Genomic DNA, 24528 nt, shown 5'->3' with positions numbered 1-24528 from the left:
ACAGGTCTTGCGTAAAGCGACCGGCGCACAGGGCGGGCTGTCGCTTCTCAACGAAAGCGCCTAACTTGCCACAAAGCCCGGGTCGGCGCGACACATGTCCTCTTCAGCCTGACCGATCGGCGCAACCTCCGGTCCAGGCAGTGGCTGTTGCTCGACACTGGGGCCGACCGTAACCGACACCCAGCGATCAACAGACAAGTGACGGTTCATAGCGAGTTTGATGTCGTCCACCGTCAGCCTCTGCACTTGTTGCATTGTGTAATCCAGATCGAGCGGCAAGTCGTAGCGGTTGATCTCCACGAGTCTGGCCAGAATGTGCCGGTTGCTGGCGCTGGTGAGCACATTTCTGTTGGCCAGCCTGCGCTTGAGGTGCTCGAGTTCCGGGGCGGTCGGCCCTTCCCGAAGAAAATCATTGAGCATCGAGCGCACCAAAGCGACGGTGCTGTCGCTCATGGAGCTACCGGTCTGCAAGGTGACGGTCAGCAACCCGGCGCCACCAGCCCAATTGACGCTGGCGCCATACACGTCATAAACCTGTCCGCGTTTGTGCCGCAGTTCATTCATCAACCGACTGTTGCTGCCTCCGGCGAGAATCTGACTGGCGGCGTACAAGGCGGTGTGATCGGCATGTCGTCGCGGCACGCTGATTTGGGCAAAGGCAATGTGGGTCTGCAGTTGATTCAGTTCCAGGTGACTGGACTGGACGTTTCCGGGTGTTGCCATTGCTGAAGACACCAGCGCGTCAGGAGGCTTGGGCAGGGCATTGCTGATCTGCAGGCTGATCGCTTGTGCCTGGTCCAGAGTGAGGTCGCCGACGAGGGTAATTTGCGCATGTCGGGCAGCGTAATAGCGGCGATGGAAATCCTCCACGGCGGCGCGGGTCACGGCATTGAGGCCCCATTGCGTGCCATAGACCGGAAGGCTGTACGGGCTGTCCGGCGCAAGCAGTGCCTTGATGCTCTGCGAGGCCAGACCCGCGGCATCGCCTTGCTCTGCGATGAGCGCGGCGCGCAGTTCGTCTTTCACTGGCGGCAGGCGCTGGGCGCTGAGCGATGGCTCGCTGAATATTCGCGTCAACAGATCCATCGCCGGTAGGCGCTTGGCCGGATCGCTGAGGCTGCGCAGGGAGAACACGGCGCGGTCGTGATCGATGTCCATTTCCCATTGCGCGCCGAGCCCGTCGAAGGTTTCGACGATGGCGGACAAATCCTTGCCGGGGATACCTTCATTGAGCATGGAAAAGGTCGTGGCAGCCAGGCCCGGCAGGCTACCGTCGCGGGCGCTGCCTGCGGCGAAGCTGACGTGAATATCGAACATCGGCAGATCGCTCGTGCGCACGAACAGCACCTTGGTGCCGGTCAGGGTTTTCCAGCCCCTGATCTGCAATGCGCGCGGCTTGATTTCCAGCGCCTGGACTTCGCTGAGCGATTGCAGGCGCGATGTCCGCGCTTGTTCAGGCTGACCATCAGCGCAAGCCGCCGCAGCCGACAGCCACATCAGGACCAACCCCGTGCGCCTTGAGGACCTGCTCATCGGACGTCCACCTTGCGTACGTGGGCAACGCTGAGACGCTCGGGTGTCAGCCACGTGGCGGCCACTTCGCGGATCTGTTGCGGCGTCACTTTCGCCAATGCAGCTGCATCTTCATCGAGTATTCGCCAAGGCAAGCCGATGGCCTGGAGCCTGGCCAGCTGACGCGCCTGTTCCTGAATCGAATCGCGGGCATACACCTGCTGCGCGATCAGTTGCGTGCGTGCCCGCTCGAGCTCTTCTGCCGACGGTGGTGTGGTGCGCAACGTTTCGATCTGCTCCCACACCCGCGCTTGCGCACCTTCAAGATCGGTCAGCGGCGGATCGGCCAGCTCGGCAGTCAACATCAGCAGGCTGTCGCCGCGCGTCCGTTCGTCGTAGTGAGTGTCGACACGATTGAGAACGCGGTCGGTAAAAATCAGTTTCTTTTGCAGGCGCGCGCCATGTGCGCCGCCGAGTATCGCGTTGATCAGGCGCAGGGCGTGCACGGTGTGCAGGTCTTTGGCCGTGGCCAGTCCGGGCAGATTGAAAGCCATCAGCAACCGCTCTGCTGGGACATGGCGCTGCAAGGTCAGTCTGCGTTCGCCCGGCACTTTCAGCTCCACGGGCCGTAACAGGCGCGGCACGGGACGATTTGCGAGCGCGCCAAAATAGCGCTCGGCCAGCGGCTGCACGTGTGCGAGCGTGACATCGCCGACGATCACCAGTACGGCGTTGCCCGGCGCATAACGGCTTTGATACCAATGGCGAAGTTCCTTGGCGTCCACGTGCTGCAGGTCGTGCATCCAGCCGATGACTGGCATGCGATAGCTGTTGGCGACATGCGCCTGGCTGGTGAAGTGTTCCAGCGCAGCGGCGTCGACATCGTCGTCGATGCGCAGCTGGCGCTCTTCGCGGATGACTGCCAGTTCGGTTTTCAGGTCGTCGACGTGCAAATCAGCAGTCGTCATCAGGTCGGCCATCAGCTCGAAAACCACGCCCAGATAGCGCGGCGACAAGGTCTGGTAGTAGCCGGTGACGTCCTCGGCGGTGAAGGCATTTTCTTCGGCACCCAGGGATTCCAAAAGACGCGAAGCCTCACCGGCGCAGGTCTTGCGGCTGCCTTTGTAGAGCATGTGTTCAAGAACGTGCGATAGCCCGGCTTGCCCCGGCGCCTCGTCTGCCGAGCCGACCTTGAACCACAAATGCGAAGTGACCAGCGGCGCACGGTGATCCTCGCGCACCAGTACCTGCAAACCGTTTTCCAGGGTGAATTGATGAGTCGGCGGGGGCGTGGCGGCCAGCGTCATGAACGGCGCGAGGCCAAGAAAAAGCAGCATCCGGCTGCAGAGCGTATCCATACGCGAAATCCTCAGTGGTTAACGCAGATTGCGGCAACCACTGTGGCGGACTGCGAGGCACTGGGTGCGGTAACTATCTACCGCACGCTAAAGCGCAGTGCGGATGGTTCAGGCGCTGCGCTGCCACAACGCGTAATACACACGACCGGATTTCTGTTCGCGGTGCAGGCGCCAGTTGCCCGGCAGGCCCAGCGTCGATGGCGCTGTTTCGCTTTCCGTGTAGATCCATGAATCGGTGGCCAGCCATTGGCGCTCTTCCAGCAAAGTACAAACCGCTGGTAACAGGTTCTGGTTGAACGGCGGGTCGAGGAACACCAGATCGAACGGCGTCGCGGCCTGGGTTTCCAGGTAGCGCAGCGCGTCGGCGGTTTGTACTTGGCCGTTGCTGCAACGCAAGGTGCCGAGGTGCTCTTTCAGGCTGGAAACTGCAACGTTGCTGGCGTCCAGCGCCTGGGCCGTAGCCGCGCCTCGGGACAGCGCTTCGAGAAACAGCGCGCCGCTGCCGGCGAACGGGTCGAGCACTTTCGCCCCTTCGACATAGGGCGCGAGCCAGTTGAACAGGGTTTCACGCACGCGATCCGGGGTCGGGCGCAGGCCCGGTGCGTCAGGGAAGCTCAGCTTGCGGCTGCGCCACTGGCCGCCAATGATGCGCAGCTGGTTCACGCCGTTGTGCACGTTTTGCACAGGTTTTTTCGGTGCTCGAGTGGCCATTAATGCTCCGGAACCCCGAGCGGTTGCTCGGCAGGTTTATCAGATGGGGCCGGTAACGGCTTTTGCGGCACGGTCGGGCCAGCGGTGACGATGACCATTTTCTCCGTGCTCAGGTGTTTGTTCAGCGCATCGCGGACCTGCTCTACGGTCAGGCTCTGCGACTGCCGCATGAAATCGTCGAGATAGCTCAGTGGCAGATTATAGAAGCCCATCGCGCCCAATTGGCCAACGATGTCGGCGTTGCTCGCGGTGGACAGCGGGAAGCTGCCGGCCAGTTCGCGCTTGGCATCGTCGAGTTCTTTCTGTGTCGGCCCGGTTTTCAGGTAGTCGGCGAGCACGTCCTGCACCAGTTTCAGGGTGCCTTCGCTCATCTCGGCGCGGGTCTGCAGGTTGATCATGAACGGGCCACGGGCCTGCATCGGGCTGAACGCCGAATACACGCCGTAGGTCAGGCCGCGCTTCTCGCGCACTTCGCTCATCAGGCGCGTACCGAAACCACCGCCGCCGAGGATCTGGTTGCCCAGCGACAGCGCGGCGTAATCCGGATCATCGCGATCGATGCCCAGTTGCGCGAGCATCAGGTTGGTCTGTTTCGACGGAAACTCGATGTGGTTGACGCTGGCTTGCGGTTCCTGCGGCGCAGCGATTTTCGCCAGTGCCGGGCCTTTCGGCAGGGCCGAGGAAACCTGATTGGCAATCGCCTCGGCTTCGGCTCGCGACAAATCACCAACCAGCGCAATCACCGCATTGCCGGCGGCGTAGGCCTTGGCATGAAACTCGCGCAATTGCGCCAGGGTGATCTTCGGCACGCTCTGGGCAGTGCCGTCGCTGGAATGCGCGTACGGGTGATCGCCGTACAGACGCTTCATCAGCTCCAGGCTGGCGAGTTTGCCGGGGTTCTGTTTCTGATATTCGAAACCGGCGAGCAGTTGGTTCTTGATGCGCGCGAAGGAATCGGCGGGGAAGGTCGGTTTGCCGACCACATCGGCGAACAGCTTCAACGCCGGTTCACGCTGCTCAGGTGCGCTCAGGCTGCGCAACGAGGCCAGCGCCATGTCCTTGAACGCACCGTTGCCGAAGTCGGCCCCAAGGCCTTCAAAACCCTGGGCGATAGCGCCGACGTCTTTGCCGGCGATACCTTCATTGAGCATGGCGTTGGTCAGCACCGCGAGGCCGGGCGCGTTGCCGTCCTGGCTGCTGCCAGCGGCGAAGATCAGGCGCATATCGAACATCGGCAGCTCATGCGCTTCGACGAACAGCACTTTGGCGCCGTCAGCGGTGTTCCAGGTCTGTACATCGAGCTTGCGGCTGGCCGGGGCCTTGCCGTCGAGTTCGGCCAGCGATTGCAGTTTCTGGCTGGTTTTGGCGTTATCCAGGGCTTCGCTGGCGTGGCTGTCAGCGCCGGGCGACAGATACACGGCCGCCGAGCCGATCACCGCGACAGCAATCAGGCCAAGCAGCATCAGGCGTGGGGTTTTGCGCTCACTCATGAGTCGTCTCCAAAGGCAGGACGTGGGCGACGCTGAGACGTTCGCGGGTGAAATACTTTTTCGCGGCGTTCTGGATGTCTTGCGGGGTCACGCTTTCCAGATCGGCCAGTTCGGTGTCCATCAGCTTCCACGACAGACCGACCGTTTCCAGTTGACCGATCGCGGTGGCCTGGCTGGTGATCGAGTCACGCTCGTAGACCAGGCCGGCGATGACTTGAGCGCGGACGCGTTCCAGCTCTTCGGCAGACGGCGCGGTGGTTTTCAGTTGCTCAAGCAGTTTCCACAAGCCGGCTTCGGCCTGGGCGATGGTCTTTTTCTTCTGCGTATTTGGCGTGGCCGACAGGGTGAACAGGCTGTCACCACGGGTGTAGGCGTCATAGTCCGACGAGCCGCCGGAGACCAGCTCTTCGCCACGTTCCAGCTGCGTAGGGATGCGCCCGCTGTAGCCGCCATCGAGCAGCGCGGAGATCAGGCGCAGGGCGTTGACCGAGCGTTTGTCTTCAGCGGTAGCAATGCTCGGCACGTTGAAGCCAAGCATCAGGCTCGGCAGTTGGGTCTGCACGCGCAGGGTGATCTGGCGTTCGCCGGGCTCGGCCAGTTCCAGCGGTTTTTTCGCCGGTGGCACGTCGCGTTTGGCGACCGGGCCGAAATAGCGCTGGGCGAGGGTTTTCACTTCGTCCGGAGTGACGTCACCGACCACCACCAGCGTGGCGTTGTTCGGCGCGTACCAGGATTGGTACCAGTGACGCAGTTCCTCGACTTTCATACGGTCGAGGTCAGCCATCCAGCCGATGGTCGGCGTGTGATAACCGCTGGCCGGGTAGGCCATGGCCTTGTAGCGCTCGTAGGCCTTGGACATCGGCTTGTCATCGGTGCGCAGGCGGCGCTCTTCCTTGATGACTTCGATTTCCTTGGCGAACTCGTCGGCCGGCAGGCGCAGATTGGCCATGCGGTCGGCTTCCAGCTCAAAGGCCACGCCGAGGCGATCGCGGGCCAGCACCTGGTAATAAGCAGTGAAGTCGTCGCTGGTAAAGGCGTTCTCTTCGGCGCCAAGGTCGCGCAGGATCAGCGAGGCTTCGCCGGGGCCGACTTTTTCGCTGCCCTTGAACATCATGTGCTCAAGCGCGTGGGACAGACCGGTCTGCCCCGGAGTCTCGTAGCTGGAGCCGACCTTGTACCAGATCTGCGAAACGACCACCGGCGCACGATGGTCTTCGCGCACGACGACCTTGAGGCCGTTGTCGAGGGTGAATTCATGGGTCGGTTGCGGGTCGGCCGCCAAGGCCGAAAGGGGCAGGCAGACTGCGCTGAGCAGCAGGCCAGCAGCGCGGCGGGCTAGAGCATTCATTCGTTTTTCAACCTGTTGGGCTGCCCGCTTGGTCTTAGCGTCGGCGGGCGAGAGGTAGGGCGTGTCATTGATCATTACCAGTACCGCGCCGGCGCCTGATAGTGTGCAGGGCAAGGCGCGAGGAGTGTGGTTTGGTTGTTCCAAATAAACTCCGAGCAACGCAGCCCTGCACACTATCAGGCCCGGCCCTCCGGGTGGCGCCTGAAAACGGGCCATACTGCGTTGCAGTCCTTGGCAAGGAAAGCACATTCCCTGCGGCCTGCGCCTTGTCTGGCCCGTTTTCAGGCGGCCACGCGGTACTGGTAATGATCAATGACACGCCCTAGGATACTGATCCGTTTTACTGGCGGCCACGCCTATCAGGTTTCGATACCCGGTCAGGCTGTATGGGTTTGTCGCGGATAGCAGCAGTTTTTCATCTGAACTGCGCATTTTCGCCGACGATGCCGCTCCAGTCCTTCGTGTTAATTGAAGTTTGAGGTGCCTTCGGTGCCTCGACAAAATGTTGCGCGTGAACAAGCTGGGTGAAACACAGTCTGTTCTGCATCGAATATTTATTTGCCGGGGCGCCCTGTTGGCGCGTCGCTACCGTGAGATAGCCGTCCTCCATGTTTGGTTCCAACGACGACAAGAAGAGCCCAGCTGCGGCTGGCGAGAAGAAAAGCCTGTTCGGATGGCTGCGGAAGAAACCGCAGGAACCCGTCGTCGAACAGCCGCCCGCGATTCCTGAGCCGGCCCCTGCGCCTGCACCTGTAATAGAAGAAGAGCCGGCGCCGATTGTGCTGCCGATCGCCGAGCCGGTGCTGCAACCGGAGGCTGAAGCCGAGCCGGAAGCGCCCGCCGCTCCCGAACTGCCGCTGACGCCCGCCGCCGAGCCGTGGCTGACCTTGCCGGTGGCAGAAGAGCCGGTGGCCCTGGTTGAAGAAGCGGCGTCACATGTGACGCCGGTGATTCCTGCGCCGGTTGCCGAGGTGGCTGCGCAGCCTGTGCCTGAGCCGGTTGTCGAGCCAGCGCCGGTCATTTCTGAACCCGCCGCCCCGGTTGTCCCGCCGTCCGAGCCTGAGCCCGCATCGATTGCCGCTGCGCCGGTTGTCGCTCCGGTCGTGCCGGTCGTGCCGGTCGAAGTCCCTGTAGAAGCGCCAGTCGAAACCCCGCGCACCGAAGAAACCAAAGCCGGTTTCTTCGCCCGCCTCAAGCAAGGCCTGTCGAAGACCAGCGCCAGCATCGGCGAGGGCATGGCCAGCCTGTTCCTCGGGCGCAAGACCATCGACGATGACCTGCTCGACGACCTCGAAACCCGACTGCTGACCGCCGACGTCGGTGTCGAGGCTACGACGCAGATCATTCAGCGCCTGACCCAGAAGGTTGCACGCAAGGAACTGGCAGACGCCGACGCCCTGTACAAATCCCTGCAGGCCGAACTGGCCGCAATGCTCAAACCGGTCGAACAACCGCTGAAAATCGCCTCGCAGAACAAGCCGTTCGTGATTCTGGTGGTAGGCGTCAACGGCGCCGGCAAAACCACCACTATCGGCAAACTGGCGAAGAAGCTGCAACTGGAAGGCAAGAAAGTCATGCTCGCCGCTGGTGACACCTTCCGTGCTGCGGCGGTAGAGCAATTGCAGGTCTGGGGCGAGCGCAACAAGATTCCGGTGATCGCTCAGCACACCGGCGCCGATTCCGCTTCGGTGATCTTCGACGCCGTGCAAGCGGCCAAGGCCCGTGGCATCGATGTGCTGATCGCTGACACCGCCGGTCGCCTGCACACCAAAGACAACCTGATGGAAGAGCTGAAAAAGGTTCGCCGGGTGATCGGCAAGCTCGATGCCGACGCGCCGCATGAAGTGCTGTTGGTGCTCGACGCCGGCACTGGCCAGAACGCGATCAACCAGGCCAAGCAGTTCAACCAGACCGTCGAACTGACCGGCCTGGCGCTGACCAAGCTCGATGGCACAGCCAAGGGCGGGGTGATTTTCGCCCTGGCCAAGCAATTCGGCCTGCCGATTCGCTACATCGGCGTCGGTGAAGGCATCGACGATTTGCGTACCTTTGAAGCCGAACCCTTTGTCCAGGCACTGTTTGCCGAGCGGGAGCGTTCATGATTCGTTTCGAACAGGTCGGTAAACGCTACCCGAACGGTCACGTCGGCTTGCATGAGCTGAGCTTTCGAGTCCGTCGTGGCGAGTTCTTGTTTGTCACCGGCCACTCCGGTGCCGGTAAATCCACGCTGTTGCGCCTGTTGCTGGCAATGGAACGGCCGACCAGCGGCAAATTGCTGCTCGCCGGGCAAGACCTGAGCACCATCAGCAACGCGCAGATTCCATTCCTGCGCCGACAGATCGGCGTGGTGTTCCAGAATCACCAGTTGCTGTTCGATCGCACGGTGTTCAACAACGTCGCCTTGCCGCTGCAGATCCTCGGCCTGTCCAAGGTCGAGATCGCCAAGCGCGTCGATTCGGCGCTGGAACGCGTGGCGCTGTCGGACAAATCCGATCTGTACCCGGGCGATCTGTCCACCGGTCAGCAACAGCGCGTCGGCATTGCCCGCGCCATCGTCCATCGCCCGGCCTTGCTGCTGGCGGACGAACCGACCGGTAACCTCGACCCGCGTCTGGCCGCCGAAATCATGGGTGTGTTCGAAGACATCAACCGTCTGGGCACCAGCGTGCTGATCGCCAGTCACGATCTGGCACTGATCGCGCGCATGCGTCATCGCATGCTGACCCTGCAACGCGGCCGCCTGATCGGCGACGGGGAGGCCGGGGTATGAGTGCGACACGCAGTCCGAAGGTTTCCGAGCGCGTGGCCCCGAAGGCCGCCGATCCGCAACCGCAGAAAAAGAAAAAGCACGACGATGACGACGGCCCGGACTTCGCCACGCTGTTTAGCGCCTGGATCGAAAGCCATCGCGCCAGCCTGCTCGACAGCCTGCGCCGTCTCGGCAAACAGCCGATCGGCAGCTTCTTCACCTGCATGGTGATGGCCGTGGCGTTGAGTCTGCCGATGGGGCTGTCGCTGTTGCTCAATAACGTCGAACGTCTCGGCGGTTCCTGGCAGCGCGCGGCGCAGATTTCACTGTACCTGCAACTCGACGCCAGCCCGGAGCAAGGCGAAGCGCTGCGTGAGCAGATCAAAGGCATGCCCGGGGTAGCTGATGCCGAATATGTCGGCCGCGATCAGGCGCTGGAAGAATTCCAGCAGCAGTCCGGCCTGGGCGAAGCCCTGCGTGAGCTGCCTGACAACCCGTTGCCGGGTGTGGTGCTGGTGACACCGAACGAAGTCGACAAGCCGACACTCGAAGCATTAAGACAAAAACTTTCCGAGCTGCCGAAGGTACAACAGGCGCAACTTGATCTAGTCTGGGTCGAGCGTCTGGCCGCCATCCTCAAGCTTGGCGACCGCTTTGTCTTCGGTCTGACGGTGTTGTTGGTGTCTGCATTACTTTTGGTGATAGGCAATACCATTCGTCTTCATATTGAAAACCGCCGCACCGAGATAGAAGTGATTAAACTCGTCGGCGGCACTGACAGTTATGTGCGCCGCCCTTTCCTTTATATGGGCGCGTTGTATGGCTTCGGTGCAGGGCTGTTGTCCTGGGGCGTATTGGCGTTCGGCCTGAACTGGCTGAACGATGCGGTGGTCGGACTGGCCGGCTTGTACGGCAGTGATTTCGCCCTGGCCGGTGTGCCAGTGGCCGACGGTCTGTCGCTCTTGCTTGGCGCGGTGCTGTTGGGTTATATCGGTGCATGGATTGCAGTCGCACGTCATCTCAGGGAGCTGGCGCCGAAGTAGAATCTTTTTTGCGCGTGATTGACCTTGCGGTTTTTATGGGAACTTGTACCTGAGTTCCCGGTCAATTTTTCGCAGTGCCGAGAGGCACGAGTATGTGAGTGGGAGGTTTTTTCGTATGACCAATTCTTTGCAACCTGCGTATGCGCTGGTTCCGGGTGCGAACCTGGAAGCTTATGTGCACACCGTCAACAGCATTCCATTGCTGACGCCGGAGCAGGAGCGTGAACTGGCCGAGAGTCTCTACTATGAGCAGGATTTGGGGGCGGCTCGGCAGATGGTGCTCGCCCACCTGCGTTTTGTCGTACACATTGCCCGTAGCTATTCCGGCTACGGTCTGGCTCAGGCTGACCTGATCCAGGAAGGTAACGTCGGCCTGATGAAGGCCGTCAAGCGCTTCAACCCGGAAATGGGTGTGCGTCTGGTGTCGTTCGCCGTGCACTGGATCAAGGCGGAAATTCACGAGTTCATCCTGCGCAACTGGCGCATTGTGAAAGTCGCGACCACCAAGGCCCAGCGCAAGCTGTTCTTCAACCTGCGCAGCCAGAAGAAGCGTCTGGCGTGGCTGAACAACGAGGAAGTCCACCGTGTGGCGGAAAGCCTCGGCGTCGAACCACGTGAAGTGCGCGAGATGGAAAGCCGCCTGACCGGCCACGACATGGCCTTCGACCCGGCTGCCGAAGCCGACGACGACAGTGCTTTCCAGTCGCCGGCCAACTATCTGGAAGACCACCGGTACGACCCGGCGCGTCAACTGGAAGATGCCGACTGGAGCGACAACTCCAACACCAACCTGCACGAAGCACTGGAAGTGCTGGACGAGCGTAGCCGCGACATCCTCTACCAGCGCTGGCTGGCGGAAGAGAAAGCCACGCTGCACGACCTGGCGCAGAAGTACAACGTGTCGGCCGAGCGAATCCGTCAGCTCGAAAAGAGCGCGATGAACAAGCTCAAGTTGTCGATCGCCGCGTAACCGGCGCATCAGCAATAAAAAACGCCCCGATCAGCGATGATCGGGGCGTTTTCATTTCTGTTTCAACACAAATCCCTGTGGGAGCGAGCCCGCTCGCGAAAGCGGTTTATCAGTGCCATCAATGCAAGCTGACACACCGCTTTCGCGAGCAGGCTCGCTCCCACATTGGAATTTCGGTGTTATTCAGCCCAAGGCGCCCGCCGCGAATCGTTCAGCCCGAGCAAGTAACTGTCTCCGCCCAACTGACTCATCTGCTGCCGAATCCACCCAGCCCGGCGCGATACATAACCGGTCGGATGACTCGCGCTCCACACCCGTGGATTGGGCAGTACGGCAGCCAGATAACTCGCCTGCTGGCGCGACAATGACTTCGCGCTCACGCCAAAGTGATGCCGCGCCGCCGCTTCAGCGCCAAACACGCCGTCATCCCACTCGACACTGTTCAGGTACACCTCAAGAATCCGCTGCTTGGGCCAGAACACCTCGATCAGCGCGGTAAACCACGCTTCCAGGCCTTTGCGCAGATAACTGCGGCCCGACCAGAGAAAGAGGTTTTTCGACACCTGCTGGCTCAAGGTGCTGGCACCGCGAATCGAACCGCCCAGTTCGTTGTGGGCCAGAGCGGCCTGAATCGCGCGCAGATCGAAGCCCCAGTGCTCGGGGAATTTCTGGTCTTCGCCAGCAATCACCGCCACTTTCAGGTCGTCGGAGATTTCGCCCCACGGTTTCCAGGTGCGCTGCAGATCAATCGGCTCGCCGTCGACCCAGGATTCGACCTTGCGCTCGACCATCAACGCCGTGCCCGGCGGTGGCACAAAGCGAAACACCAGCACCAGCAAGACACTGCCGCCGGCGAACCAGAGCAGAGCCTTCGTGAGACGACGGAAAATTGAACGCAGCATAGAGATGGCTTGGCCGAACCCGTGGAGCGGGCCATTATACAGACCCTGCCGATGGCGTCTGACTGGAGTTCCCCATGCTGCGTGGCTTTTTGATGCTGGCCGCTTTTTTCGGATTCACCGGTGTTGCGCTGGGCGCGTTCGCCGCCCATGGCCTGAAAAACCGCCTGACCCCGGAATACCTGGCGATCTTCCACACTGGCGTCACCTACCAATTGGTGCACACACTCGCGCTGTTCGGCGTTGCGCTGCTGGCCACGCAGATTCAGGGGCGCCTGATTACTTGGGCCGGCCTGTCCTTCACCGTCGGCATTGTGTTGTTCTCCGGCAGCCTGTATCTGCTGACCATGACCGGCATCAGCAAAATCGGCATCATCACGCCGTTTGGTGGCCTCGCGTTTCTCATCGGTTGGGTTTGCCTCGGCCTCGCCGCCTGGCGCTTGCAGCTAACCGCTTGACGCTTGGTACTGACCTTTAGGTCATGATCGGGCTAGAATGCCAGCCCCTAAAAATGATGGCGGCGTTGTGCATGCGCATTCAGTTGAACGGTGAGTCCTTTGAATTGCCCGACGGTGAAACCGTTGCGGGCCTGATCACCCGTCTGGATCTGGCCGGACGTCGGGTGGCGGTCGAGCTCAATCTGGACATCGTCCCGCGCAGCCAGCATGCCGACACCACGTTGAACGACGGCGACAACGTCGAAGTGGTCCACGCCATCGGCGGCGGCTGATTGTCCCGGCCCGCAAGGGCACAGAATTCTGCAAGACCCTCACCCTTAAAGAGGATTCCCCATGAGCATCGTTCGTAGCGACAAGCCTTTTGTGCTGGCCGGTCGTACTTACCAGTCGCGTTTGCTGGTCGGTACCGGCAAGTACCGTGACATGGAAGAAACCCGCCAGGCCATCGAAGCCTCGGGTGCCGAGATCGTCACCTTCGCCGTACGCCGCACCAACCTGGGCCAGATCGAAGGCGAGCCGAACCTGCTCGAAGTGCTGTCGCCGGATCGCTACACCTTCCTGCCGAACACTGCCGGTTGCTACGACGCCATCGAAGCCGTGCGCACCTGCCGCCTGGCGCGTGAACTGCTCGATGGCCACAATCTGGTGAAGCTGGAAGTGCTGGCCGACCAGAAAACCCTGTTCCCCAACGTGATCGAAACCCTCAAGGCCGCCGAAACCCTGGTCAAGGAAGGCTTCGACGTGATGGTCTACACCAGCGATGACCCGATTATCGCTCGCCAGTTGGCGGAAATCGGCTGCATCGCCGTGATGCCGCTGGCCGGTCTGATCGGCTCCGGTCTGGGTATCTGCAATCCGTACAACCTGCAGATCATCCTCGAAGAAGCCAGGATCCCGGTGCTGGTGGATGCTGGCGTCGGTACCGCTTCCGACGCGACCATCGCCATGGAACTGGGTTGCGACGCTGTACTGATGAACTCGGCCATCGCCCACGCCCAGCAACCGGTCATGATGGCGCAAGCCATGCAGCACGCCATCGTCGCCGGTCGCCTGGCGTACCTCGCCGGCCGCATGCCGAAAAAACTCTATGCCAGCGCCTCTTCGCCGCTGGATGGTCTGATCAAGTAAGAGCCATTGATGACTGAATCGAACGACACGCCTGTCCAGCCGGACGAAGGCGACGAGCGCCAACACCGCCGCATCAAGAGCTTCGTGATGCGCGCCGGGCGCATGACCGAAGGCCAGCAACGCGGCCTGGACCAGGGCGCGCCGCTGTACGTGCTGCCGCTGGCCGATGCGCCGGTCGATTACGACCAGGTGTTCGGCCGCTCGGCGCCGCGCTCGCTGGAAATTGGTTTCGGCATGGGCCACTCGCTGCTGGAAATGGCCGCTGCTGCTCCAGAGCAGGATTTCATCGGTGTTGAAGTACACCGTCCGGGTGTCGGCGCGCTGCTCAATGGCGTGCTGACCCAAGGGCTGACCAACCTGCGGGTCTACGATTGCGACGCGATCGAAGTGCTCAACCGCTGCATCGCCGACAACAGCCTCGATCGCCTGATGCTGTTTTTCCCGGATCCGTGGCACAAGAGCCGCCACCACAAGCGACGCATCGTCCAGGCCTCGTTCGCCGAACTGGTGCGTAGCAAGTTGAAGGTTGGCGGCATTCTGCACATGGCCACCGACTGGGAACCGTACGCCGAGTACATGCTGGAAGTGATGAACGTCGCCCCCGGCTACCGCAACCTTGCCGAAGACGGCAAATGCGTCCCACGCCCGGCCGAACGCCCGATCACCAAGTTCGAACGCCGTGGCGAACGCCTTGGCCATGGCGTGTGGGATCTGAAGTTCGAAAAGATCGCTTAAGCATCACGCAATAAAAACTGTGGGAGCGAGCCTGCTCGCGAAAGCGGTCTGACAATCAACGATGATGTTGGATGTCAAGACGCCTTCGCGAGCAGGCTCGCTCCCACAATTGTTTTGTGTATGAGGAGATTACAGGGGGGCAAGAAATCGAGCGGGCACCTGCTCTGTCAACCAGACGCCATTTTCGGCCTGATAGAACTTGAAGCCCTGTTCTTCCATCTGCTTCGCGGCAACCTTCAGAACGACTGGCGTTCCGTAGCGTTGACCCACGGCCGACGCGGTGGCGATCTCGTCGGACAGATGCACCTGATGGCGTTGTCCTGGAATCAAGCCTTGTCTGTGGATCGAGTCGAGAAAACGCGTCGCTGTTCCGTGGTAGAGCGTTTGCGGTGGCTGTTTCTGCTCGAATTGCAGATCAACGCTTTTCGTCGAGTGGCCTTGAACAGCGCGTATACAGTGGCCATCAGCGGAAATCGTAAAACGCTTCTTGTCACTGCTGGTCACGACGTTTTCAATCAGCTCACGACTTAAATGCCTGCCATCACGCGCCGCGCCGCTGATCAGTGCGTCGATATTTGCCCAGCCATCCGAATCCAGCGTAAGACCAATCGCCTGAGGCTCGTGACGCAACACGAAGCTAAGAAATTTGCTCGTCTCATCCAGTAGTTTTTTACTCATGAACTTCCCTTTCATTGCGATCAACTGTGGGAGCGAGCCTGCTCGCGAAAGCGGTCTGACGATCAACGATGATGTTGGATGTCAAGACGCCTTCGCGAGCAGGCTCGCTCCCACATTTTGTTTTGGGGTGTTTGCGGGGTCAGCGGCGATCAGCAACCACACCGATCAACACCAGCACTACCAGCAGCACCGGCGCCAGGCTGTAGTTGTTGAACTGGCTCAGGCCTTTGATCACCCATGGCGTGGCGTAGATCAGCGCGGCGCCGCTGCCGATCAGGCAGAGCAGGGCCATCAGGGGCACGCGCAGGGCGCCGGCGATGCTGCCCAGGCGTTGCTCGACCCAGCCTTTGAAGTCAGCGCCGAACAGCACCAGCAGGCAACCGACCAGCGCCAAAGCGATTTCCGAGAGATTGCTGCGGCTCCAGCGGGAGACGGTGGCCAGCAGGTCGAGTATCAAATCCATGCGTTTTCCCTTTGAGCTGAAGTCAGTTCAGAAATTGTTGCAGCAAATCGTTGAGGAACAGCTGGCCGCGTTCGGTCGCCGCCAGGCGTGACGGTTCGACCTGCAACAGACCGCTTTGTTCGGCCTCGCGCCGGCCTTCGGCGAGGGTGTCCAGCGACAGGCCGGTGCGCTCCGGATACAGGCGCGATTCGACCCCGGCAGTCAGGCGCAGGGCGTTCATCAGGAACTCGAACGGCATCTCGTCATTGCTCAGCGATTTCTCGCCGGCCTGAAAGCTTTTCGCCGGGTTCAGATAATCCTTCGGCAGGCGGGTTTTCCATGTGCGCACGATGCGCCCGTCCGGGTGGCTCAACTTGCCATGGGCGCCGGCGCCGATGCCCATGAAGTCGCCGAAGCTCCAGTAATTAAGGTTATGCCGCGCCGGTCGACCGGCCTGGGCATACGCCGACACTTCGTACTGCGCGTAACCGTGCTCGGCCAGCAGCGCCTGGCCGGCTTCCTGAATGTCCCACAGCGTATCGTCTTCCGGCAGCACTGGCGGCTGATTCCAGAACACCGTATTCGGCTCCAGCGTCAGTTGATACCAGGAAATGTGCGTCGGCTTCAGCGCGATGGCCTGGCGCAGATCGCTCAGGGCATCGTCCAGCGACTGATCGGGCAAACCGTGCATCAAGTCCAGGTTGAAGTTATCGAACCCTGCCTGTCGCGCCATGCCCGCCGCACGCACGGCTTCGTCACCGTTGTGGATGCGGCCGAGGGCCTCAAGCTTTTCCTGCTGAAAGCTCTGGATACCGATCGACAGCCGATTGATCCCCAGCTTGCGATAGGCGACAAACTTCTCTTGCTCGAAGGTGCCCGGATTCGCCTCAAGGGTGATTTCGATGTCGGCGGCGAACGGGATGCGCTGTTCGACGCCCTTCAGCAAACGCCCGAGGGCTTCGGCGCTGAACAGGCTCGGCGTCCCGCCACCGAAGAAAATCGAAGTCAGCTCACGGCCATACACCGCATGCAGATCCTGATCGAGATCGGCCAGCAGCGCGTCGACGTATTCCTGCTCCGGCAGCACCGGGCTGGCGGTGTGCGAGTTGAAATCGCAATACGGGCATTTGCGCACACACCACGGAATGTGGATGTACAGCGCCAGGGGCGGCAGAGTTGGCAGCGGCGCCCGAGGCGAGGACGCGGCGCCGCCGATAATCAGCGACGACGCGGAAGAATCAGTGGTCATTTCAAGCCCAGACGCTGGCGCAGCAGATCCATTGCACGGGCGCGGTGGCTGATCTGGTTCTTGTCGGCCGGGCTCAGTTCGGCGCTGGACACGTCACGTTCCGGCACCCAGAACAGCGGGTCGTAACCGAAACCGTGTTCGCCGCTGGCAGCGGTGAGGATGCGCCCGTGCCACAGGCCTTCGCAGAGAATCGGCAGCGGATCATCGGCGTGGCGCACCAGTGCCAATACGCAGACGAACTGCGCGCCGCGCTCGGCTTGCGGCACGTCCTTCAGCGCATCGAGCAGTTTGGCGTTGTTTGCCGCATCGCCCTGGCCGTCGGCGTAACGCGCCGAGTAGATACCCGGCGCACCGCCAAGGAAATCCACCGCCAGCCCGGAATCATCGGCCAGTGCCGGCAGCCCGGAAATGCGCGCGGCGTTGCGCGCCTTGAGAATCGCGTTCTCGACAAACGACAGGCCGGTTTCTTCCGGCTCGACCTTGCTCCACTCGCCAATCGAGCGCAGTTGCACCGAGTCACCGAGCATGGCCTGAAGTTCTTTGAGTTTGCCGGCGTTATGGCTGGCCAGTACGAGCTGCTTGATGTTCATCATTCGCCGGGAAAGAGTTCTTGGTTGAAATTGATGGTGTTGATCTTGTCGCCGTTCTGCACCTTGATTTCAAAGGTGCGGGTTTCCTGCTGCGGCACCGGGTACTGGGCGATGTAGTAGATCGCACCCTGTTCGGTGACCTGGCGGAATTTCAGCGCCACGCTGTTGCTGGTCAGGTCCTTGATCGTGCCGGTGACGCTGGCGATCATCGGTTTGCCGTCCTTGACCACAGAGACGTTGATCACGCCCTGGTTCTTGCTGCGGATCAGCTCGGCAGCCTTGGCGATGTCCGGTTGCAGGAACGTCGAGTTGAAAGTGTTGTAGTGCACCGTGATGTCGCCAAAGGTTTCCTTGCGTTCACCTTTGATGGCGTCCGCCGCCATGGCGCTGGCGCTCAGGCAGGCGGTGAGTAACAGCAACGCTAGACGGCTCATGTTCGTGCTCCTTCAAATGCCCTGGCTCAGACCGCGACTCGGGCGTCCGCCAACTGCGGACTGCTGACGCGGTAGATACCGATTTCACCTAACAGATTAGGCCATAGCTTACTGGCCCACCCGTGGCGGTGCTGTTGATCCACGGCAAGCCGATCAATGACCTTGGCGTCACGTTCGCGGCACAGTTCTTCGAAATCCTCGAAGGTGCAGAAGTGGATGTTCGGCGTGTTGTACCAAGTGTAAGGCAGGAATTCCGAGACCGGCATGCGGCCCTTGCTCGCCAGATACCAGCGGCAGCGCCAGTGACCGAAGTTGGGGAAGGTAATGATGCACTGGCGACCGACCCGGAGCATTTCGTCGAGGATCTTGTCCGGGTAATGCACCGCTTGCAGGGCCTGGGTCATGACGACGATGTCGAAACTGTTGCTGGCGAAGTTGCCCAGGCCTTTGTCCAGATCCTGCTCAATGACGTTGATGCCCTTGGCCACGCACTCGGCGATGTTGTCGGCGTCGTTTTCCAAGCCATAACCGGTGACGTTCTTGTTGTCGCGCAGCCAGGTCAGCAGCTCGCCGTCACCGCAACCCAGGTCGAGGACGCGGCTGCCGGCGGGGATCCATTCCTGGATGATTTCCAGATCAGCTCTCATGGCTTTCTCACAACGAAATGCGGTTCATGTAATTGCCGAACGCCTGCAAGTAACGCGGGATCGGAATCAGGAAGGCGTCGTGGCCCTGCGGTGCGTCAATTTCCAGATAGCTGACGTCCTTGCGCGCGGCCATCAGCGCATCCACCAGTTCCCGCGAGCGCGCCGGGGAGAAGCGCCAGTCGGTGGTGAACGACATCACGCAGAACTTGGCCGTGGCGTTTTCGAAGGTTTTCGCCAGATCATCGTCGAAGTTCGCCGCCGGATCGAAGTAGTCCAGCGCTTTGGTCATCAACAGATAAGTGTTGGCATCGAAGCGCCCGGAGAACTCTTCGCCCTGATAACGCAGGTAGCTTTCGACCTGGAACTCGACACTGTGGAAGTCGTAGTTGAGCTTTTCGCTCTTCAGGCCGCGGCCGAATTTCTCACCCATGGAGTCGTCGGACAGATAGGTAATGTGCCCGACCATGCGCGCGAGCATCAGCCCGCGCTTGGGGATCACGCCGGCTTCCTGGAACGAACCGCCGTGGAATTCCGGATCGGTGAGGATCGCCTGGCGCGCGACTTCGTTGAAGGCGATGTTCTGCGCCGACAGTTTTGGTGCCGAGGCGATCGCCAGGCAGTGCCGCACGCGATCGGGGTAGGTGATGGTCCACTGCAACGCCTGCATGCCGCCGAGGCTGCCGCCGATCACCGCCGCCCACTGGCCGATGCCGAGCAGGTCAGCCAGGCGCGCTTGGCTGTGCACCCAGTCTTCCACGGTGAGCACCGGGAAATCGGCGCCGAACGGCTTGCCGGTCTCCGGGTTGATACTGCTCGGGCCGGTGGAGCCGTTGCAGCCGCCGAGGTTGTTCAGGCTGACCACAAAGAACTTGTTGGTGTCGATCGGCTTGCCGGGGCCGATGCAGCTGTCCCACCAACCGGGCTTGCGGTCGTCGACGCTGTGATAACCAGCGGCGTGATGATGACCGGACAGCGCGTGGCAGATCAGCACGGCGTTGCTCGCCTGGGCGTTCAGCGTGCCGTAGGTTTCATAAATCAGGTCATAAGCGGCCAGCGAACGGCCACAGGCCAGCGTCAGCGGTTCGCTGAAATGCGCGGTTTGCGGCGTTACCAGACCAACAGAATCGGCGGGAAAGGCAGTTGGCATCGACCCTGCTCTCGTTGAAATGAGGCGTAAGTCTAAAGACCGGGGGGTTAGCGGCAAGCAGCCCTCACCCTAACCCTCTCCCAGAGGGGAGAGGGGACTGACCAAGGTGTTCTGTCGAACTGCGCCGACCTGATAATTGCGAGTCGAACTCCAATCTTGAGCTCAACACAAATCGGCTCCCTCTCCCTTGGGAGAGGGCTGGGGTGAGGGGCGCAGACGACGCCATATCAAGCCGAGCGCCAATCCCTCTCACCTCACATCAGCAAGCGCAGGATTTCCGGCATCATCGTCATCGCCGCCAGATTGTTGATCACCAGCATGTCTATCAATTTCAGCGCAAGGAAGGCGAAGATCGGCGACAGATCCAGGCCACCAAGGTTCGGCAGGAAGCGGCGGAACGGTGCCAGCGCCGGCTCGCAGATCTGGTTGACCAGCTCAGCGCCCGGATTGTGGCTGCCCGGTGCGACCCACGACAGAATCACGCTGATGATCAGAGCGAAGAAGAAGATCTTCAGGAACAGTGCAGTGACGCCGATCAGCGACCAGATCAACAGTTGCAGCGGATTGCCAGTGGTGCCGTAGGTCAGCAGCAGGGTCAGCGCCATCAGCAGCAGTTGCACCAGAATCGCCAGCACCAGCGACGACATGTCGAGGCCGAACAGGCTCGGGATGATCCGGCGCAAAGGCTTGAGCAGCGGCTGGGTGGCCTTGACCACGAACTGGCACAGCGGGTTATAGAAGTTCGCCCGCACCAGTTGCAGGACGAAGCGCAGCAGCACGATCAGCAGGTACAGGCTGCCGAGGGTTTGCAGCACGTAAACCGCTGCGGTGTTCAATCCGATCATGTAAGGCTCCTTTATTTGCCCAGTTGTTCGGCCATTTCGGCCGAGCGGTGCGCGGCGGCGCCGAGTGCGGTTTCAACCAGCGCTTCGAAGCCGCCAGCCTGGAATGATTTGATCGCTGCTTCCGTGGTGCCGTTTGGCGAGGTCACGCGGCGACGCAATTCGGCGGCGTCGACATCGCTGGACACCGCCATGTGCGCGGCGCCCAGAGCGGTCTGCACGGTCAGTTGCTCAGCGATCTCTTGTGGCAGGCCAAGTTTGACGCCGGCGGCGGTCATGGCTTCGATCAGCAGGAAGAAGTACGCCGGGCCGGAGCCGGACACTGCGGTGACCGCGTCCAGTTGCTGTTCTTCTTCCAGCCACAGGGCGATGCCGACGGCGGACAGCAGCTCTTCGGCTTGCTGACGCTGCTCGGCGGTTACTTCGCTGGTCGCGTACAAACCGCTGACACCCTGACGCAGCAGCGCCGGGGTGTTCGGCATGCAGCGCACGATTGGCTGTTCGCCGAGCCACGCGGTCATGCTCGCGCAGGTTATGCCGGCGGCGATCGACACCACCAGTTGATTCGGTTTCAGGCTTGGGCGAATCGCCTCGCACACGGCTTTCATCGCCTGTGGCTTGACCGCCAGCACGATGACATCGACGCCGTCGATGGCCTGGGCGTTGTCAGCGAAGGTTTTGATGCCGTGCTCGGCGCTGACTTTGGCGCGGGTGTCTTCGCTCGGATCGCTGGCGCGGATCTGCGCCGCTTCCAGACCTTTGGCGCGCAAGCCGCCAATCAGACTGGCCGCCATGTTGCCCGCACCGATAAACGCAATACGTGTGTTGCTCATGTGTGGTCCTTATCTGGAAACGTTCAAGACTGGGAGTAATCTCTGGCGCCAAACAGCGCGGTACCGATCCGCACCCAGGTGGCGCCTTGGGCAATGGCCGACTCGAGGTCGTGGCTCATGCCCATGGACAATGTGTCGAGCGGCAGAGCGAGGCTCGCCTGCAATGTCTGCACGGCGGCGAAGGCAGCGTCCTGTTCAGCGCGCTCTTCGGTCGGCTCGGGAATCGCCATCAGTCCGCGCAATTTCAGCCGGGGCAGGGCGCTGATGGCCTCGGCCAGCGCCGGCAGATCGGCCGGGGTGCAACCGGATTTGCTCGCCTCGCCGCTGACATTGACCTGAATGCAGATGTTCAGGGGCGGCAGTTCGGCAGGGCGCTGCTCGGACAGGCGTTGGGCAATTTTCAGACGATCCACGGAGTGCACCCAGTCGAAATGCTCGGCAATCGCGCGAGTCTTGTTCGATTGAATGGGGCCTATGAAGTGCCAGATCAAGGGCAGGTCGGCCAGCTCCAGCTGTTTGCCCAAGGCTTCCTGCAAGTAGTTCTCGCCGAAGTCGCGCAGCCCGGCGGCATAGGCTTCACGCAGAGCCTGGGCGGGTTTGGTCTTGCTCACGGCGAGCAAATGGATGCTGTTTTCGTCGCGGTGCGCAGCTTTCGCCGCTGCCTGGATGCGCGAACTAACCTGAAGAATGTTGTCTGCTATCGTGGACATCAAGAGGCGCCGGCGGTCTGTAGGTTCGCGGCATTCTACTGGAATTGAGGGACGCTATGGATATCACTGAACTGCTGGCCTTCAGCGCCAAACAGGGCGCTTCCGACCTGCACCTGTCGGCCGGCCTGCCGCCGATGATCCGTGTCGATGGCGACGTGCGACGGATCAATCTGCCGGCGCTGGATCACAAGCAAGTGCACGATCTGATCTACGACATCATGAACGACACCCAGCGCATCGAATTCGAGAAAAATCTGGAAACGGATTTTTCCTTCGATGTACCCGGCGTGGCGCGCTTTCGGGTCAACGCATTCAACCAGAACCGTGGCGCTGGCGCCGTGTTCCGCACTATTCCGTCGAAAGTGCTGAGCATGGAAGACCTCGCCATGGGCGATGTTTTCCGCAAGATCACCGATGCGCCGCGCGGGCTGGTGCTGGTCACCGGGCCGACCGGCTCCGGCAAATCGACCACGCTGGCGGCGATGATCGATTACCTCAACACCCATCGCCATCACCACATCCTCACCATTGAGGACCCCATCGAGTTCGTCCATGAATCGCGCAAATGCCTGATCAATCAGCGCGAAGTCCATCGCGATACGCGCAGCTTCGCCACCGCACTGCGCTCGGCCTTGCGTGAAGACCCGGACGTGATTCTGGTCGGCGAAATGCGTGATCTGGAAACCATTCGCCTGGCGCTGACCGCCGCCGAGACCGGGCATCTGGTGTTCGGCACCCTGCACACGACCTCGGCGGCGAAGACCATCGACCGCGTGGTCGACGTGTTTCCCGGCGACGAGAAGTCGATGGTGCGTTCGATGCTGTCAGAGTCGTTGCTGGCGGTGGTGTCGCAGACGTTGATCAAGAAGATCGGCGGCGGGCGGGTGGCGGCGCATGAAATCATGCTCGGGACATCGGCGATCCGTAACCTCATTCGCGAGGACAAGGTGGCGCAGATGTATTCGGCGATTCAGACCGGTGGGTCGTTGGGGATGCAGACACTCGATATGTGCCTGAAGGATCTGGTGACCAAGGGCCTGATCAGCCGCGAGCATGCGCGGGAGAAGGCGCGTACGCCTGATAATTTCTGAGGGTCGCTGGTGCGGCTGCCGGCCCCTTCGCGAGCAGGCTCGCTCCCACATCAAACCGCATTCCTTCAGCTGGAATGCATTCTTCTGTGGGAGCGAGCCTGCTCGCGAAAAGGCCGGTACTGCTGAAGCTGATTCAGGAGATCAAACAGCTCAGCGCTGGACTACGCGCAGCTGCTGTTGTTCTTTCGGCAATACGCGCTTGGCCACGACGTAATGCTTTTCCCAGTACGGCTTGTTCAGCGTGTCGATGCTCACCGCTTTGCCACGGCGCGGGGCGTGGATGAAGCGGTCGTTGCCCAGGTAGATGGCAACGTGGTTGACCCGACGGCTCTTGATGTTGAAGAAAATCAGATCGCCCGGCTTCAGATCCTTGCGCTCGACTTTCTCGCCGTGACCGCTGGCCATGGCGTTGGAGGTGCGTGGCAGGTCGAAAGTAGCGTCGTTGAACGCGTATTTCACCAGACCGCTGCAATCGAAGCCTTTACTTGGGCTGCTGCCGCCCCAACGATAAGGTGTACCGAGGACGTTTACCGCACGGCTCAGCACATTGCTGCTTTCCTTGCTCGCCATCGGTGGCACCAGCTTGCTGCGGCTCTTGCTGCTCAGCGTGGTGGTCTTGCTCTTGCTGCTTTTGCTCGATGGAGCCGAAGCATGGGATTTAGGGGTGAAGCCGTTGACGTTGGGAAGACGTTGCTCACGATTGGTGGCGTGGGCGGCCAGTGGCATTAATAGGCAAATAGTCAGCCATGTCTTGAAAAATGGTCGCATTAGGCGTGGCTCATAAGTGATAGCGCGCAACTTTATAACAGCTTTTTTTACCGTTCCGAGGCCGTTCATCGATTCATTCCGCCGGCTACGGAACCAAAAACGCTCAAAAAGTACGCAATTGTCCGACAGAAGTCAGGTTCTACAAGGGTTTCGCGCTAGCAACGGTAACATTTGCCATACGTCGGCCACCTGTAAAAAAGTCACAAAGAAATGAAGAATATTTATCTATCGAGTGCAATGAGGTCTTAATGAACAGCTATCAGCTCCCCCGCGTGAAAGAAAAAGACACTCACAGCAAAGTCATCGGCTACCTGCTGTGGATTTTCGGATTCACTGGCGCGCACCGCTTTTACTACGGCAAACCGGTGACCGGGACGATCTGGTTCTTCACCTTCGGTTTGCTGGGGATTGGCTGGCTGATCGACCTGTTTCTGATCCCGGCGATGGATCGCGAAGCGGATTTGCGCTTTGCTGCCGGGCCGATCGAGTACAACGTCGCGTGGATTCTGCTGACTTTCCTCGGTGTGTTCGGCGTGCACCGGATGTATCAGGGCAAATGGATCAGCGGCCTGCTATATCTGCTGACCGGCGGGTTGTTCTTTATTGGCGTGCTGTATGACTTCTGGACCCTGAACGATCAGGTGTCGGTGCGCAACGCGCAGAATCGCGGCGCCATCCAGTAAGCTTTCGCGAGCA

At 60.9% G+C, this 24528-nt stretch carries 28 protein-coding genes; 10 read left to right on the top strand and 18 right to left on the bottom strand.

Annotated elements, in window-relative coordinates; translation table 11 throughout:
- Positions 1-60: 60 nt before the first annotated feature.
- The 6 genes from AB4O12_RS19885 to AB4O12_RS19860 all read right to left on the bottom strand — a co-directional run bounded on the left by AB4O12_RS19885 (position 61) and on the right by AB4O12_RS19860 (position 7029).
- Positions 61-1533 (bottom strand): M16 family metallopeptidase, encoded by a 1473-nt coding sequence (locus tag AB4O12_RS19885; protein ID WP_460059616.1) that lies wholly within the window; start codon positions 1531-1533, stop codon positions 61-63.
- Positions 1530-2870, bottom strand: a complete 1341-nt coding sequence (locus AB4O12_RS19880; protein ID WP_460059614.1) for a M16 family metallopeptidase — start codon at positions 2868-2870, stop codon at positions 1530-1532. The genes AB4O12_RS19885 and AB4O12_RS19880 overlap by 4 nt, the downstream gene beginning before the upstream one ends.
- A 108-nt stretch (positions 2871-2978) precedes the next feature.
- The gene (rsmD, locus tag AB4O12_RS19875) at positions 2979-3581 is read right to left on the bottom strand and encodes a 16S rRNA (guanine(966)-N(2))-methyltransferase RsmD (protein WP_460059612.1); all 603 of its coding nucleotides are present in this window, start codon (positions 3579-3581) and stop codon (positions 2979-2981) included.
- Positions 3581-5071 carry a M16 family metallopeptidase gene (locus tag AB4O12_RS19870; protein WP_460059610.1) on the bottom strand — a complete coding sequence of 497 codons (1491 nt, stop codon included), beginning with the start codon at positions 5069-5071 and terminating at the stop codon, positions 3581-3583. Before AB4O12_RS19870 ends, rsmD begins: the two co-directional genes overlap by 1 nt.
- The gene (locus AB4O12_RS19865; RefSeq protein ID WP_041476824.1) at positions 5064-6419 is read right to left on the bottom strand and encodes a M16 family metallopeptidase; all 1356 of its coding nucleotides are present in this window, start codon (positions 6417-6419) and stop codon (positions 5064-5066) included. The genes AB4O12_RS19870 and AB4O12_RS19865 overlap by 8 nt, the downstream gene beginning before the upstream one ends.
- Before the next feature lie 415 nt (positions 6420-6834).
- On the bottom strand, positions 6835-7029 hold the full coding sequence (locus AB4O12_RS19860) for a hypothetical protein (protein WP_056786354.1): 195 nt from the start codon (positions 7027-7029) through the stop codon (positions 6835-6837).
- On the opposite strand from AB4O12_RS19860, the gene ftsY reads away from it, so the two are divergent.
- The 4 genes from ftsY (at position 7028) to rpoH (ending at position 11181) form a co-directional block, all read left to right on the top strand.
- Positions 7028-8521 (top strand): signal recognition particle-docking protein FtsY, encoded by a 1494-nt coding sequence (ftsY, locus tag AB4O12_RS19855; RefSeq protein ID WP_460059607.1) that lies wholly within the window; start codon positions 7028-7030, stop codon positions 8519-8521. The two genes, AB4O12_RS19860 and ftsY, sit on opposite strands and share 2 nt — an antisense overlap.
- Positions 8518-9189, top strand: coding sequence for a cell division ATP-binding protein FtsE (gene ftsE / locus AB4O12_RS19850; RefSeq protein ID WP_016772715.1), 672 nt, complete (start codon positions 8518-8520; stop codon positions 9187-9189). Before ftsY ends, ftsE begins: the two co-directional genes overlap by 4 nt.
- Positions 9186-10211, top strand: a complete 1026-nt coding sequence (gene ftsX, locus AB4O12_RS19845; protein ID WP_056786359.1) for a permease-like cell division protein FtsX — start codon at positions 9186-9188, stop codon at positions 10209-10211. Before ftsE ends, ftsX begins: the two co-directional genes overlap by 4 nt.
- Before the next feature lie 115 nt (positions 10212-10326).
- Positions 10327-11181, top strand: a complete 855-nt coding sequence (gene rpoH, locus AB4O12_RS19840; protein WP_016772717.1) for an RNA polymerase sigma factor RpoH — start codon at positions 10327-10329, stop codon at positions 11179-11181.
- A 179-nt stretch (positions 11182-11360) separates the two neighbouring features.
- Here the strand turns inward: rpoH and mtgA are convergent, their stop codons facing one another.
- Positions 11361-12083, bottom strand: a complete 723-nt coding sequence (mtgA, locus tag AB4O12_RS19835) for a monofunctional biosynthetic peptidoglycan transglycosylase (RefSeq protein WP_071172216.1) — start codon at positions 12081-12083, stop codon at positions 11361-11363.
- A gap of 74 nt (positions 12084-12157) precedes the next feature.
- On the opposite strand from mtgA, the gene AB4O12_RS19830 reads away from it, so the two are divergent.
- From AB4O12_RS19830 to trmB, 4 genes are all read left to right on the top strand, one after another.
- Positions 12158-12538, top strand: coding sequence for a DUF423 domain-containing protein (locus AB4O12_RS19830; RefSeq protein WP_460059603.1), 381 nt, complete (start codon positions 12158-12160; stop codon positions 12536-12538).
- Between the two features lie 71 nt (positions 12539-12609).
- A complete protein-coding gene (thiS, locus tag AB4O12_RS19825; protein WP_038861193.1) occupies positions 12610-12810 on the top strand; it encodes a sulfur carrier protein ThiS in 201 nt (66 codons plus the stop codon).
- 61 nt (positions 12811-12871) lie between these two features.
- On the top strand, positions 12872-13666 hold the full coding sequence (locus tag AB4O12_RS19820; protein ID WP_041476820.1) for a thiazole synthase: 795 nt from the start codon (positions 12872-12874) through the stop codon (positions 13664-13666).
- A gap of 9 nt (positions 13667-13675) precedes the next feature.
- Positions 13676-14401: a tRNA (guanosine(46)-N7)-methyltransferase TrmB gene (trmB, locus tag AB4O12_RS19815; RefSeq protein ID WP_024014663.1), complete on the top strand. Its 726-nt coding sequence runs from the start codon at positions 13676-13678 to the stop codon at positions 14399-14401.
- 129 nt (positions 14402-14530) lie between these two features.
- Here the strand turns inward: trmB and AB4O12_RS19810 are convergent, their stop codons facing one another.
- The 10 genes from AB4O12_RS19810 to AB4O12_RS19765 form a co-directional block, all read right to left on the bottom strand.
- The gene (locus AB4O12_RS19810; protein ID WP_460059600.1) at positions 14531-15079 is read right to left on the bottom strand and encodes an RNA 2'-phosphotransferase; all 549 of its coding nucleotides are present in this window, start codon (positions 15077-15079) and stop codon (positions 14531-14533) included.
- 139 nt (positions 15080-15218) lie between these two features.
- On the bottom strand, positions 15219-15542 hold the full coding sequence (locus AB4O12_RS19805) for a DUF3392 domain-containing protein (protein ID WP_008083808.1): 324 nt from the start codon (positions 15540-15542) through the stop codon (positions 15219-15221).
- 22 nt (positions 15543-15564) lie between these two features.
- Entirely contained in the window at positions 15565-16770 is a 1206-nt protein-coding gene (gene hemW / locus AB4O12_RS19800; protein ID WP_460059598.1) for a radical SAM family heme chaperone HemW, read from the bottom strand.
- The gene (rdgB, locus tag AB4O12_RS19795) at positions 16767-17363 is read right to left on the bottom strand and encodes an RdgB/HAM1 family non-canonical purine NTP pyrophosphatase (protein WP_108225072.1); all 597 of its coding nucleotides are present in this window, start codon (positions 17361-17363) and stop codon (positions 16767-16769) included. Before rdgB ends, hemW begins: the two co-directional genes overlap by 4 nt.
- Complete coding sequence (locus AB4O12_RS19790) at positions 17360-17794, bottom strand: DUF4426 domain-containing protein (protein WP_460059595.1); 435 nt, start codon at positions 17792-17794, stop codon at positions 17360-17362. The genes rdgB and AB4O12_RS19790 overlap by 4 nt, the downstream gene beginning before the upstream one ends.
- 26 nt (positions 17795-17820) lie before the next feature.
- On the bottom strand, positions 17821-18441 hold the full coding sequence (metW, locus tag AB4O12_RS19785) for a methionine biosynthesis protein MetW (RefSeq protein ID WP_056786380.1): 621 nt from the start codon (positions 18439-18441) through the stop codon (positions 17821-17823).
- 7 nt (positions 18442-18448) lie between these two features.
- A complete protein-coding gene (gene metX / locus AB4O12_RS19780) occupies positions 18449-19588 on the bottom strand; it encodes a homoserine O-succinyltransferase MetX (RefSeq protein ID WP_024014658.1) in 1140 nt (379 codons plus the stop codon).
- Between the two features lie 254 nt (positions 19589-19842).
- Positions 19843-20433 carry a YggT family protein gene (locus AB4O12_RS19775; protein WP_039757546.1) on the bottom strand — a complete coding sequence of 197 codons (591 nt, stop codon included), beginning with the start codon at positions 20431-20433 and terminating at the stop codon, positions 19843-19845.
- A gap of 11 nt (positions 20434-20444) precedes the next feature.
- Positions 20445-21263 (bottom strand): pyrroline-5-carboxylate reductase, encoded by an 819-nt coding sequence (gene proC, locus AB4O12_RS19770; protein WP_460059592.1) that lies wholly within the window; start codon positions 21261-21263, stop codon positions 20445-20447.
- A 23-nt stretch (positions 21264-21286) separates the two neighbouring features.
- Positions 21287-21973, bottom strand: coding sequence for a YggS family pyridoxal phosphate-dependent enzyme (locus AB4O12_RS19765; protein WP_071172225.1), 687 nt, complete (start codon positions 21971-21973; stop codon positions 21287-21289).
- 56 nt (positions 21974-22029) lie between these two features.
- Here AB4O12_RS19765 and AB4O12_RS19760 point away from each other — a divergent pair, with 56 nt between their 5' ends.
- On the top strand, positions 22030-23064 hold the full coding sequence (locus tag AB4O12_RS19760) for a type IV pilus twitching motility protein PilT (RefSeq protein ID WP_016772732.1): 1035 nt from the start codon (positions 22030-22032) through the stop codon (positions 23062-23064).
- Between the two features lie 150 nt (positions 23065-23214).
- Here the strand turns inward: AB4O12_RS19760 and AB4O12_RS19755 are convergent, their stop codons facing one another.
- Entirely contained in the window at positions 23215-23832 is a 618-nt protein-coding gene (locus AB4O12_RS19755; RefSeq protein ID WP_024014657.1) for a C40 family peptidase, read from the bottom strand.
- Positions 23833-24080: 248 nt separating this feature from the next.
- On the opposite strand from AB4O12_RS19755, the gene AB4O12_RS19750 reads away from it, so the two are divergent.
- Positions 24081-24515 carry an NINE protein gene (locus AB4O12_RS19750; RefSeq protein ID WP_056786390.1) on the top strand — a complete coding sequence of 145 codons (435 nt, stop codon included), beginning with the start codon at positions 24081-24083 and terminating at the stop codon, positions 24513-24515.
- Positions 24516-24528 lie beyond the last annotated feature (13 nt).

The organism is Pseudomonas sp. S2_A05 (genome assembly GCF_054668485.1).
The sequence above is the reverse complement of the archived record's forward strand: the minus strand, read 5'-3'. Positions and strand labels throughout refer to the sequence as shown.